Here is an 11,319-nt window from a genome sequence, read left to right as displayed (position 1 = left end):
GTGACCCCGGCCGAATGTCAGTGGGGTGGTGCAGGATGGTGTGCACGGCTCTTCGACGGCGAGAGGGGATCGGGATGCCGATCGACAATCAGCGGGTGACCGAGTACCCGTTCCTGCACGGCCTCTACGCCGACGAATACTTCCCCGATCATGTGGTCGACAAGGGGCGGGCGATCCTGCTGCGGCTCTGCGAGCGGATCGAGGCCGAGCGGCCGCCGGACGTGACCGCGCTGTACGCACTCACGGCGGCGGCGACGGAGGAGTTCAATGCCCTGGAGGCGGAGTTCGACGCGGCCGGCAGCGAGATCGAGACCGTCGCCCGTGAAGAGATAGGCGAGGACTTCTGGTTCGTGGCCCAGGCGTACGGCTTCCCGGAAGCGGACGCGGAGAAGCTGATCGCCGCTCGGGACTGGTGATGTCCGGTATCCATATGAACCCATTCCCGACGGGAAAGGCGCGCGCGGTAACAGAATGCGCGCGCCGGATTCCGGTTCCGCTTCCATGACTGCCACAGTCAGGATTCCGTCTGCCGGCACCCCGGTGCTCCGCAGGCCCTGATCGCCTTTCCCGCTCCGCGCAGCGGGGACGATTCCCGCCATCGGGCCAGCGACCGTTCCCCGGATGCACCCGGACCGTCGCCGGGAGCCGTGCCCGCTGGCCCGCAGCGGGCGGCGGGCGGCGAGCGGCGAGCGACACATCAACGCAGTGGCCCACGGTTCGAACGGGCCGCCGTGTAGCGTGCGTTCGATGGATGCACACGAACTCCTGGGCAGCCGTCGAACGCTGTCGGACATTGATTTCAGTGATATGGATCTGGGCCGCCTGCTGCGCGCGGATGACGAACCGTACACATTTCAGCGGTGCACCTTCGACGGGTCGGATCTCAGCGGTGCCGATCTGCGCGGCGCCTCCTTCATCGGTTGTTCCCTGAATCACAGCGTCATACGGCGGGCCGATTTGGAGCGGACCATCTGGCGCGGCGGGACCGCGCCGTTCTGCGACTTCACCGACGCCGACGTCACGGATGCGGAATTCGACGGAATGGACCTGTCGAACACCTGTTGGCGCGGCACACTGCTCGCCGCGACCGTCTTCACCGGGTGCCGTCTGGTCGGAGCCAGGCTCCAGCACTCGCGGGGCGTCGGATACGGGTTCTCACGCTGCAATCTGATGCTCGCCGATCTCTCCGGCCTCTCCCTGCGGCGGCGGGAGTTGGTGGGCCTCCGGATGACCGAGGCGAACCTGGCCGGTGTCGACTTCACGGAAGCCACCTTCACGGAGTGCCAGTTGCTCGGCGCGGAGCTGCGGGCGGCCACGTTCACCGACGCCGATCTACGCGGCGCGGATCTCGGGAAGCTGTCGCTGCGCGAGTGCGTGAACCTCAGGGGCGCGTTCATCTCGGTGGACCAGGCGAGCGGACTGCTGGCGGGGCTCGGCCTCCGGATCATGGACGGCTGAGGTCGTCACGGACCCCGGGCCCCGGGGCGGGGGCCGAGGGCGGAGTTCCGGGGCGGCGGACACCGAGACCTCAGCCGCGCGTACCGTGCTCGCGCACCACTCGGCCCCACGCCCTGGACGCCTCGGACCAGACCGCGCGCAGCGCCGGCTCCGCGGCGCGGACCGCGGCGACGGCCGCGTCGGGATCGCCCCCGGCCCCGGCGACCGCCGGCCCGTCCGAGCGGGACCAGTCGGCCACCGCGTCGCCCAGCACCTCGGGGTGGAACTGCACCCCCCACGCGCGCTCCCCGACCCGGAACGCCTGGTACCGGCAGTCGTCCCCGGTCAGCAACGGGACCGCGTGCGGGGGCAGTTCGGCTATCTCGTCCCAGTGCCACTGGGCGCCGGGCGCGCCGTCCGGCACCGCGCCGAAGACGGGGTCGCCGTCCGCCCCGGGCAGCCGCCGCAGCGGGACGGCGCCCACCTCCGGGCCCTGGGTGCGGGCGGCGACGGAACCGCCCAGCGCGGAGGCGATGATCTGGCCGCCCAGACATATGCCCAGGAGGGGGAGGCCCGTGTCGACGGCCTCCCGGACGAGGGCCCGCACGGCCGGCAGCCAAGGGGCCGCCGCGTCGTCGTCGCAGTTGGGCGCGCCTCCCAGGACGAGCAGCCCGGCGCAGCCCCGCAGCGAGTCGGGTATCCGGTCGCCGTTCCAGGGGTGGACCACCCGGAGGCTCAGTCCGGACCGGATGAGCTCGTCGCCCACCAGTCCGGGACCAGTGCCATCCTCGTGCTGCACCACGAGGATCCGCCGTACCGCTTCCGTGTCAGACGCCGTCACGGCCGTCCCGCCTCTCTCTGCCCGGGGGCGCTGTGGCACTCCCCCGCCGTGGGCCCACCGGGGATCCGATGGGCGTTCTTGGCGGAATACTGCCTGGTCCGTGCGGAGTACCGGTCAGCCGCCTCCCCATCCGCCAGTCGCACGGCCCCCGGCCCGGCCCGCGCCCAGGACGCCGTCGCACGGCCCGGCCGGAAGCGCGTCAGCCGATCGGTCGACCCGTGGGTCCCCCGTCCCGCTCGCGGACACCGACCGGTGCGGCTACGGAGCGCCCTGGGCGGCGGTGGAGGATGGAGGGGCACATTCCGCACCGTCTCCGAGTCCCCAGGGAGTGCCCGTGAAGGCCATGGACCGCAGGTTGCTGGAGGCCGCCCGGCGCGGGCGGGCCGCCGAGGTGAGCGCGGCGCTGGACGCCGGCGCGCGGGTCGAGGCCCGCGACGAGGATCTCCGCACGGCGCTACTGCTGGCGGCGCTGGGCGACCATGTCGAAGCCGCCGCTGTGCTCGTCGCGGCGGGCGCCGACCCCAACGCCCAGGACAGTCGGCAGGACAGTGCCTGGCTGGTCACGGGGGTGACCGGCAGTGTGGCGATGATGCGTGTCCTGCTGCCGGCCGGGCCCGATATGACACTGCGGAATCGTTTCGGCGGTATCTCGCTGATCCCGGCGAGCGAGCGGGGCCATGTCGCCTACGTCCGGGCCGTGCTGCGGGAGACCGATAGCGATGTCGACCACATCAACGATCTGGGCTGGACGGCGCTGCTGGAAGCGGTGATCCTCGGCGACGGCGGCCGGCGCCACGAGGAGACCGTGGAACTACTGCTGGCGGCGGGAGCCGGGCCCGACATCGGCGACGCGGACGGGGTCACCCCGCTCCAGCACGCCGAGCGCCGCGGCTTCCAGCGGATCGCCGACCTGCTGCGCGCCGCCCGATGACGGCCACGGAGCGGGAGACCGCCACACCGCACCCCCGTCATCGCCGGACCAGCGATGCGACCCCGACCGACGGCAGGGCGCGGCTCCGGCGCCCCCGCGCCCTCCTGACCCCCGTACTCGCCTCCGTGCTCGCCGGGGTGCTGGCCGGCTGCGCCCCGGGGGACGGTGCCGGTGGCGCCGCCGCGGATGGCGGAGGGCCGTCGGCCGCCCCGTCCCGTACCGCGGGCGCGGCCCCGCCCGCCACGACGCCCGCGGACCGCTCCCCGGGCACCACCACACCGGAGGGGACGCTGCTGGTCGCCGATTTCGGCGGTGACACCGTCACCTTCCTGCACCCCGAGCGCGGCCCGTTCGCCTCCGTGCGGGTCGGCACCGCCCCGTACGGTCTGGTCGTCGGCGCCGACGGCCGCGCGTGGATCGCCACGGCCGAGGGGGTGGCGATCGTCGACACCCACACCCGTAAGAGCCTCGGCCGGGTCCCGTACCGCACCGGAACGGGACCCGTGACCGACGGCGAGTACCGCGGCGGCGGTATGGGTATCGCCCTCGCGCCCGACGGCCGTCGCCTCTACGTCGGTGTCAATGTGCCCGACGGACCCGGGGCGCTGGAGGTGGTGGACACCGCCACCCGCGCGGTCACCGATGTCGTGCCGGTCGGCCGGCGCCCGTTCGACGTCGATGTGTCCCCCGACGGCGCCGAGGTGTACGCCACCAACCACGACTCCTTCGACGTCACGGCGGTACGGGCGGACACGCTCGCCACCCGGCGCTTCGAGGTCGCCCCGTACGGAACCGAGGGCGGTCTCGGCTCCTGGCTGAAACCGCACTATGCCGCGGTACGCCCTGACGGGCGGCTGCTGCTGCCGTTCGAGGGCGAGCGGCTGGCCGTGCTCGACCCCCGTACCGGCCGGGTCACCATTGAGCGGATGACCGCCAACACCCATCAGCACGGCACCACCCTCACCCCCGACGGCACCCTGCTCGCCGTCGGCACCGGACCGATCGGCTCCGGCGACCGCGAGGCTTCGCTCACCATCCGGGCCGAGGACGGCACGGAACGCGTCGTCCCGCTCGACGGACCGCACGAGGACGTCGCCGTGTCGGCGGACGGCCGTACGGCCTATGTGACCGGAGGTTTCACCCGGGAGGGTCACTGGGACGGCGTCACCGTCGTGGACCTCGGCGAGGGGACCACCCGCCGGCTGCCGGGCGGGGAGCGCCCGCTGGGCATCGCGGTGCTGTGACCGGCCACCCGCCGGGGGGCCGCCATCGGACCCCTCTGGGTGGGCCATTGGTACAGTCGATACACAGATAGCCCGACCAGTTCGACCAGTTCGACCAGTTCGACCAGTTCGACCGACCCGACCGGTGAAAGGGATTCCCCATGGCGGTGGACGGGCTCGACACCCGCATCCTGCGGCTGATGATCGAAGAGCCGCGCACCAGCGTGCGGGAGTACGCCCGGATGCTCGGCGTCGCGCGCGGCACCCTCCAGGCCAGGATCGACCGTCTGGAGCGGACCGGCGTGATCACCGGGACGGGCCCGCGGCTCTCCCCCGCGGCCCTCGGTCACCCCGTGCTCGCCTTCGTCCACATCGAGGTCACCCAGGGGTATCTCGACGAGGTCGGCGACGAACTCGCGGCCGTGCCGGAGATCGTCGAGGCGTTCTCGATCACGGGCGGCGGGGATCTGCTCGCCCGGGTGGTCGCCCGGGACAACGGTCATCTGGAAGACGTGGTCCAGCGGTTGATCCGGCTGCCCGGCGTGGTGCGCACCCGGACCGAGATGGTGCTGCGGGAGCGGGTGCCGCACCGGCTGCTGCCGCTGGTGGAGTCGGTGGGCCGATCAGTGGGTGTACCACGCTGAGCAATGGCTTGACATGCTGTGTACATGAGCATTTCGCGGAGCACTTCGGTCATCTTCGATCTCGACGGCACGCTCGTGGACAGTGAACCGAATTACTACCAGGCCGGACGCAGAGTGCTGGCCGAGCACGGCGTGATGGATTTCAGCTGGGAGCGCCACACCGACTTCATCGGCATCGGAACCCGCGAGACCCTCGCGGCGCTCCGCGCGGAGCACGGCATCGAGGCTCCGGTGGACGAGTTGCTGGCGGCCAAGAACAGGCACTATCTGGAGCTGGCGGGGACCTCGACCGAGGTGTTCCCGGAGATGCGCGCCTTCGTGGAACTGCTCCACGAAGGCGGCGTGCCCATGGCCGTGGCCTCCGGCTCCTCCCTCGCCTCGATCAAGGCGGTGCTGACGGTCACGGGCCTGGACGCCTTCATCCCGACGACCGTCTCGGCCGAAGAGGTCGACCGGGGCAAGCCGGAGCCTGACGTCTTCCTGGAGACCGCCCGCCGACTCGGGGTGTCCCCCGCCGACTGCGTGGTCCTGGAGGACGCACCGCCCGGTGCGGCGGCGGCACACGCGGCCGGGATGCGGTGCATCGCGATCCCTTACGTCCCCTCGACCGCCACCGATCCGTCGTTCGAGACGGCGGATCTGCTGTTCAAGGGCGGTCAGAGCGAGTTCTCGGCGCGGGCGGCGTACGACTGGATCGGGACGCTGGAGGGGCGGCGTTAGCCGGTATGCGTGAGAGGGGCGCCACCGCCGTTCCCTCGGCGGTGGCGCCCCTTTGCCGGGGACGTCTCAGGGGTGGAGTTGGGCCGACGCCTGCGAACCGCGGAAGACCACCGGCCCGTAGCCCTTCGACTGGGCGAGCGCGCTGATGGCCTGGGCGATTTCGAGCTGCGACACCTTCGGCGCCGGGTTCTCGCCCGTCGTGGTGTTGCGGATGGAGAACTCGACCTCGAAGAATCCCCGGTCGCCGGTGGTGCTGGGGAAGTCCGCGATCGCGCGGAATGTCGTTCCTTCGTCGAACACTGCCATGTGCGGCTACCTCCGAAGACTGCGTGCGGATGGAGCGGACGTTCTTCCGGGGAGCCCGTATCGAATCAAGCGGGGCCCGTCGCGACAAGGCATCGATCTTGTGGGAACCGTCACCGATCACGTGCCCCGAATAGCTGGGCATCCTGCCCCGCGTCCGCTACGCGCGCGGCCGGCACGTCCGGCTGGGCCGGGCAGGGGGCCGCCCGGCCCGGTCAGCGCCTTCTGTATCGTCGGGCGCGGAGGCCGGAGAGTGGTGAGCGTGGACCAGCGGAGTCGAGCAGTCAGCATCTGGGGGCAACTCCTGCTGGTTGTGCTCGCGCTGGGCGTCTTTGCGATGCATACGACGGGTCACCAGGACCACGGCTCCGCCACCACGACGCGGCCCGCCACGGCGACAGCCGCCTCGGCACCGGTCACCACGGTGGGCCCGACCGTCCCCGCCCCGGAGACACGGGACGGCGCGGACGACGGGGGCGCGGCACACGGCACGGGCCTGGCGATGGATCTGGCCTCCCTCTGTGTGGCGGTGCTCGCCGGCTGGGTGCTGCTCGCCCTGCCGGGCACGGCGCTCGGCCGCCGGACCGGCCGGCCCGGATCCCCGCGTGCCGCGGCCCCGCCCCGGCTCCGCACCCGTCCCCCGCCCCGCGCCCCCGACCTCGCCGAACTGTCGATCCTGCGGATCTAGGACCCGGTAGGGAAGGAACGCTCGCGCCGCCCGCGCGCCCGTTCCCCTGCCTTTCGCTCCCCATCCCTTACGGGGATCGCCCCGCGCGGCGCACCGGACATCGGCTGTCCCTCGCCGCGCCGGCATCCGCGTTCCGCAGCTCTGAACAGCATGAGGTCTCGACATGCCCAGCACCACGACAACACTCCGCTGCCGGTCGGCCCGCCGCCGTACCGCCGTGGCCGCCGCCGTGATCACCACCGGCCTGCTCCTCACCGCCTGCTCCGGCGACGACGGTGACGACAGCGGCCGGGACGGCTCGGACGCCTCGTCGGGCACCACGATCAGTCATATCCACGGCGTCGACATCGGCCCCTCCGACGGCCTTCTCTACGTCGCGACGCATGACGGGATCTACACCCCGGGCCCGAAGGGCGAGCCCCGGCTCGTCGGCGACCGCAAGGACGACTTCATGGGCTTCACCATCGCCGCGAACGGCACGTTCCTGGCCAGTGGGCATCCGGCCCCCGGCCGTGACGCGCCCGCCAACCTCGGTCTGATCGAGAGCACCGACGCCGGCAAGACCTGGAAGGACAAGTCGCTCACCGGCGAGGTCGACTTCCACTCCCTCGACCACGCGCACGACAAGGTCTACGGGTACGACAGCACCAACGGCCTGCTGCGGGTCAGCGGGGACGGTGTGACCTGGGAGAAGCGCGGTCCGCTGAAGGCGCTCGACATCGCGGTCAGCCCCGCGGACCCCGATACGGTCCTCGCCACGACCGAGTCCGGTCTGACCCGCAGCACCGACGGCGGCCGGACCTTCGGCGGCGGCGACGCGAAGCCGCTCATGGCCTTCCTCGACTGGACCGGGCCGAACGCCCTCTACGGCATCGACCCCTCCGGGGCGGTGAGCCTCAGCGCGGACGGCGGCAAGAGCTGGCGGAAGACGGGCACCGTGCCCGGGGGCGGTCCCCAGGCCCTGACGGCGGTCGACGCCCGACGACTCGTCGCGGCGACACAGGACGGCGTCTACGAGTCGACGGACGGGGGCCGCACGTTCACCAAGCGGCTCGCCGTCACCTCCGGCGGCGATCACTGACCGACTCCGTCGGCGGGGGGAGCCACGGGCGGGGATCCGACGGTGCGGGCACTCAGTGGGTCATCGAGCCATGCCCCGGCACGGGGACTCCCCAGCCCTCTCCTGATCGGTCCTGGTGGTCCGCCGACGCGGTGATCGGCGGACCACCAGGGCCCCACCGATGTCTCCCGATGGGAGGCCCACCTCCACCTTGGTCCAGACCTATTGACGGATGGTCTGGACCAACTTACGGTGTGGCGCGTCACACCACGTACGCCTCCGGGGCCCCCACAGCCCGGGAGGCGAGCGTGCTGTCCGGAGCCTCCCCCCACCCATCGGCCCCCGGCTCACGGCCGCACCGCTCCGCCGCGTCCCCAACGCGTCCGGGCGGCATCCACGGCACGGCGACTCCGCTTCAACCACCCCACCCAGAGTCATGCCTCCATGGGCCTCGCGCCGACCCCGGTGCCGGCCGCCCAGGGCGGGCACGAAGGGAGTACAGCATGATCGGTCGGACGTTACGTCTGCTGGGCGTCGGCCTGGTGATGGCCCTCGCCGTACAGGTCCCGGTCTCCGCCGCGTCGAACCCGTCCCAGGCCGCGCCGCCGGAATCGCCGCGTGCGGAAACGGTGAGCACCAGGACGGGCACGGCCGCCGGGCCCCTCGTCGAGACCTGTGCGGTCAAGTCGAGGCCGGCCGGCAAGGTGCTGCACGGCTACTGGGAGAACTGGGACGGCGCGGTGAACGGCGTCCATCCCCCGCTCGGCTGGATCCCGATCACCGACCCCCGGATCCGCGCCAACGGCTACAACGTGATCAACGCGGCCTTCCCGGTGATCCGGTCGGACGGCACGGTCCTGTGGGAGAACGGGATGGACTCGACCGTGAAGGTCGCGACCCCGGCCGAGATGTGCCAGGCCAAGCAGGACGGCCTCACGATCCTGATGTCGATCGGCGGTGCGGCGGCCGGCATCGACCTCAGCTCCAGCGCGGTCGCCGACCGGTTCATCGCGACGGTGGTGCCGATCCTCAAGAAGTACAACTTCGACGGCATCGACATCGACATCGAGACCGGTCTCGTCGGCAGCGGCAACATCAACCAGCTCTCGGCCTCACAGTCCAACCTCATCCGCATCATCGACGGCGTGCTCGCACAGATGCCGTCGAACTTCGGTCTGACGATGGCGCCCGAGACGGCGTACGTCACCGGGGGCAGCGTGGTCTACGGCTCGATCTGGGGCGCCTACCTCCCCATCGTGAAGAAGTACGCGGACAACGGCCGGCTCTGGTGGCTGAACATGCAGTACTACAACGGCAGCATGTTCGGGTGCTCCGGGGACTCCTACTCGGCGGGCACGGTCGCCGGGTTCCGGGCGCAGACGGACTGCCTCAACCGGGGTCTCGTCATCCAGGGCACCACCATCAAGGTCCCCTACGACAAGCAGGTTCCGGGACTGCCGGCACAGCCGGGGGCCGGGGGCGGTCATATGCCGCCGAGCCTGGTGTCGCAGGCGTGGAACGGCTACAGCGGTGCGCTGAAGGGCCTGATGACCTGGTCGATCAACTGGGACGGTTCGCGCGGGTGGACCTTCGGCAACAACGTCAAGGCGCTCCAGGGGCGCTGACCAGCTTGACGCCGGTACCGGTATCGGTATCGGTTCTCCCGGGCCACTGACGCCCGGGGGGGGACGGGAGCCCGCGCGGTCGGCGCGGGCTCCCGGATGTACGGCCCGCGCTGGGGCGCGCACGACCCGGCGTGGGCCGTACGCGTTCCCGCGCCCGAACCCCCGCCACCCCCGCCACCCCTCCGAACGAGCCGAACAAGCCCCCGCGTCCCACCTAGCCCTGCCCAGCCCCACCAGCCGAACGACACCGCACCGGGCAGCGCCTTCGGTGTGGCCAGCGGCCTCCCCACGGCCGGGGTGCGGCGTACGCCGCGGTGAATCCGAAGGCCGTACCGCGTTTCCGAGTAGGGGTCGCGGGCCGCGAGACTGGGGTGTTCCCCCAGTTGTCGAGTGGCACAAGAGGTGGATAGGGTTTCAACCACTGTTGACACCGAGGCATGTCCTCCGGTGAAAGCTGATGGTTTGTGGGTCGGTTGAGGAGGAAGAAAATGGCACAGGGAATTGTCGTCCGGTTCGACGACACCAAGGGGTACGGATTCATCGCACCCGACGACGGGGGCGATGATGTCTTCGTCCACGCCAATGAACTGTCCGAGGCGAGCAGGACGATCGCCTGTGGTACCCGGGTGGAGTTCGGTGTCCTCGACGGTGGGCGCGGTCTCAAGGCATACGGGGTCCAGATCGTCGGCCAGGCTCCAGCGGCCGCCGTGTCCACCGATGCGGCCGGCGCGACGGTCGGCGGTCCGCTGCCGAGCGGCGCGCTGGACAGGACGCGGTCCGTGGCCGTCCCCGCCGAGCCCGTCCCGGGCCGGAGCGAGGGTAAGGGCGAGACCAAGAGCGAGGGCCGGAGCGAAGGTCTGACGGACGGGACCTGCGAGGTGTTCTCGGAGACCGAGTTCACCCGGCTCGCGACCGAGTTGCTGCTGGCCAGCGGCCCGGACCTCACCGTACGCCAGGTGCTGGAGCTCCGTAAGGCACTCGTGGACTTCGCCTCCGAGCACGGCTGGGTCGACTGATACTCACGACAGTCCCGAGGACGGTCCCTAGGAGTGTCCCCAAAACAGTGCGGTGGGGGCCGGCGATCGAATCGCCGGCCCCCACCGCGCTGTCCGGGGTCGGGGGGTCAGCCCGTTCCGGCGAGCGTCAGCCGATAGCCGGCTCCCTCCACGGCTTCGAGCTGGTGCGGGGCGCCCAGCCGCTGGCGCAGCGAGGCGATGTAGCGGTGGATCGACTCCTGTACCGTCATGCGCTTGGTCCGCAGGATCTCATCGGCCAGTTGCTCGAAGTCCAGGGTCTCTCCGGGTCGTCGGGCGAGCGCCGCCAGGATGCTGAATTCCTCATCGGAGAGTTCGGCCGGAAATCCGTTGATCAGGACGACCCGCTCCCAGAGATCGATGCGGACCGGACCGGCCAGGATGAGGTCCCCGGGCGCCACGCCGCCGGCCACCGGTTCGGGTGGCTGGCGGCGTCTCATCACTGCCCGGACCCGGGCCAGCAGCTCGGCCAGATTGTACGGTTTGACGAGATAGTCATCGGCTCCCAGATCCAGTCCCCGGACGCGAGACGCGTGGTCGGAGCGCGCCGTCGTCACCAGAATGGGTACCGAACTGCTCGCCCTCATCACACTGCAGAGGGTGAAGCCGTCACAGTCCGGCAGGTCGATATCGAGGAGTACGGCGTCCGGGTTGGTGTCCAGCAGCTCGATCGCGGCCTTGCCGGTCGCGGCACAGACCGCTTCCAGGCCCTGAGCGTTCAGTGCGGCCGTGAGGGCAGCGGACACCCGTGCGTTGTCTTCCACTACCAGGAATTTCACCGTGTCAGCCCCCTGTCGGTCGTGTGGTACTTCC

13 protein-coding genes are annotated in these 11,319 nt (G+C 71.2%); 10 read left to right on the top strand and 3 right to left on the bottom strand.

The features are described 5' to 3' along the window. Positions 1 to 74 precede the first annotated feature (74 nt). Both ACH4S7_RS35745 and ACH4S7_RS35740 read left to right on the top strand, forming a co-directional pair. Positions 75 to 416 carry a DUF5713 family protein gene (locus tag ACH4S7_RS35745; RefSeq protein ID WP_398525593.1) on the top strand — a complete coding sequence of 114 codons (342 nt, stop codon included), beginning with the start codon at positions 75 to 77 and terminating at the stop codon, positions 414 to 416. A gap of 331 nt (positions 417 to 747) precedes the next feature. Further along, entirely contained in the window at positions 748 to 1,458 is a 711-nt protein-coding gene (locus tag ACH4S7_RS35740; protein ID WP_398525592.1) for a pentapeptide repeat-containing protein, read from the top strand. A gap of 70 nt (positions 1,459 to 1,528) precedes the next feature. Here the strand turns inward: ACH4S7_RS35740 and ACH4S7_RS35735 are convergent, their stop codons facing one another. After that, positions 1,529 to 2,278, bottom strand: coding sequence for a type 1 glutamine amidotransferase (locus tag ACH4S7_RS35735; RefSeq protein WP_398525591.1), 750 nt, complete (start codon positions 2,276 to 2,278; stop codon positions 1,529 to 1,531). 343 nt (positions 2,279 to 2,621) lie between these two features. Between ACH4S7_RS35735 and ACH4S7_RS35730 the strand changes: the two genes are divergently transcribed. The 4 genes from ACH4S7_RS35730 to ACH4S7_RS35715 all read left to right on the top strand — a co-directional run bounded on the left by ACH4S7_RS35730 (position 2,622) and on the right by ACH4S7_RS35715 (position 5,796). Beyond that, positions 2,622 to 3,209 (top strand): ankyrin repeat domain-containing protein, encoded by a 588-nt coding sequence (locus ACH4S7_RS35730; RefSeq protein WP_398525626.1) that lies wholly within the window; start codon positions 2,622 to 2,624, stop codon positions 3,207 to 3,209. Next, on the top strand, positions 3,206 to 4,453 hold the full coding sequence (locus tag ACH4S7_RS35725; RefSeq protein WP_398525590.1) for a YncE family protein: 1,248 nt from the start codon (positions 3,206 to 3,208) through the stop codon (positions 4,451 to 4,453). The genes ACH4S7_RS35730 and ACH4S7_RS35725 overlap by 4 nt, the downstream gene beginning before the upstream one ends. 140 nt (positions 4,454 to 4,593) lie before the next feature. Next, positions 4,594 to 5,076, top strand: coding sequence for an Lrp/AsnC family transcriptional regulator (locus tag ACH4S7_RS35720; protein WP_398525589.1), 483 nt, complete (start codon positions 4,594 to 4,596; stop codon positions 5,074 to 5,076). Between the two features lie 24 nt (positions 5,077 to 5,100). After that, a complete protein-coding gene (locus tag ACH4S7_RS35715; RefSeq protein WP_398525588.1) occupies positions 5,101 to 5,796 on the top strand; it encodes an HAD family hydrolase in 696 nt (231 codons plus the stop codon). Between the two features lie 66 nt (positions 5,797 to 5,862). Here the strand turns inward: ACH4S7_RS35715 and ACH4S7_RS35710 are convergent, their stop codons facing one another. After that, positions 5,863 to 6,102 carry a hypothetical protein gene (locus tag ACH4S7_RS35710; RefSeq protein WP_398525587.1) on the bottom strand — a complete coding sequence of 80 codons (240 nt, stop codon included), beginning with the start codon at positions 6,100 to 6,102 and terminating at the stop codon, positions 5,863 to 5,865. 259 nt (positions 6,103 to 6,361) lie between these two features. Here ACH4S7_RS35710 and ACH4S7_RS35705 point away from each other — a divergent pair, with 259 nt between their 5' ends. The 4 genes from ACH4S7_RS35705 to ACH4S7_RS35690 all read left to right on the top strand — a co-directional run bounded on the left by ACH4S7_RS35705 (position 6,362) and on the right by ACH4S7_RS35690 (position 10,488). After that, positions 6,362 to 6,787 carry a DUF6153 family protein gene (locus tag ACH4S7_RS35705; RefSeq protein ID WP_398525586.1) on the top strand — a complete coding sequence of 142 codons (426 nt, stop codon included), beginning with the start codon at positions 6,362 to 6,364 and terminating at the stop codon, positions 6,785 to 6,787. A gap of 163 nt (positions 6,788 to 6,950) precedes the next feature. Then, positions 6,951 to 7,868 (top strand): F510_1955 family glycosylhydrolase, encoded by a 918-nt coding sequence (locus ACH4S7_RS35700; RefSeq protein WP_398525585.1) that lies wholly within the window; start codon positions 6,951 to 6,953, stop codon positions 7,866 to 7,868. 485 nt (positions 7,869 to 8,353) lie between these two features. Then, entirely contained in the window at positions 8,354 to 9,472 is a 1,119-nt protein-coding gene (locus ACH4S7_RS35695; RefSeq protein ID WP_398525625.1) for a chitinase, read from the top strand. A 488-nt stretch (positions 9,473 to 9,960) separates the two neighbouring features. After that, on the top strand, positions 9,961 to 10,488 hold the full coding sequence (locus tag ACH4S7_RS35690) for a cold-shock protein (protein WP_398525584.1): 528 nt from the start codon (positions 9,961 to 9,963) through the stop codon (positions 10,486 to 10,488). Between the two features lie 107 nt (positions 10,489 to 10,595). Here ACH4S7_RS35690 and ACH4S7_RS35685 read toward each other — a convergent pair whose 3' ends face one another. After that, a complete protein-coding gene (locus tag ACH4S7_RS35685; RefSeq protein WP_398525583.1) occupies positions 10,596 to 11,270 on the bottom strand; it encodes a response regulator transcription factor in 675 nt (224 codons plus the stop codon). Positions 11,271 to 11,319 lie beyond the last annotated feature (49 nt).

It is taken from the genome of Streptomyces sp. NPDC020965 (assembly GCF_044333555.1).
Taxonomy (GTDB): Bacteria; Actinomycetota; Actinomycetes; order Streptomycetales; family Streptomycetaceae; genus Streptomyces.
The sequence above is the reverse complement of the archived record's forward strand: the minus strand, read 5'-3'. Positions and strand labels throughout refer to the sequence as shown.

Bases quoted from the DNA above. Each gene is read 5' to 3' on its own strand.
- ACH4S7_RS35745 (WP_398525593.1), top strand. From the start codon at position 75: ATGCCGATCGACAATCAGCGGGTGACCGAGTACCCGTTCCTGCACGGC.
- ACH4S7_RS35740 (WP_398525592.1), top strand. From the start codon at position 748: ATGGATGCACACGAACTCCTGGGCAGCCGTCGAACGCTGTCGGACATT.
- ACH4S7_RS35730 (WP_398525626.1), top strand. From the start codon at position 2,622: ATGGACCGCAGGTTGCTGGAGGCCGCCCGGCGCGGGCGGGCCGCCGAG.
- ACH4S7_RS35725 (WP_398525590.1), top strand. From the start codon at position 3,206: ATGACGGCCACGGAGCGGGAGACCGCCACACCGCACCCCCGTCATCGC.
- ACH4S7_RS35720 (WP_398525589.1), top strand. From the start codon at position 4,594: ATGGCGGTGGACGGGCTCGACACCCGCATCCTGCGGCTGATGATCGAA.
- ACH4S7_RS35715 (WP_398525588.1), top strand. From the start codon at position 5,101: ATGAGCATTTCGCGGAGCACTTCGGTCATCTTCGATCTCGACGGCACG.
- ACH4S7_RS35710 (WP_398525587.1), bottom strand. From the start codon at position 6,102: ATGGCAGTGTTCGACGAAGGAACGACATTCCGCGCGATCGCGGACTTC.
- ACH4S7_RS35700 (WP_398525585.1), top strand. From the start codon at position 6,951: ATGCCCAGCACCACGACAACACTCCGCTGCCGGTCGGCCCGCCGCCGT.
- ACH4S7_RS35690 (WP_398525584.1), top strand. From the start codon at position 9,961: ATGGCACAGGGAATTGTCGTCCGGTTCGACGACACCAAGGGGTACGGA.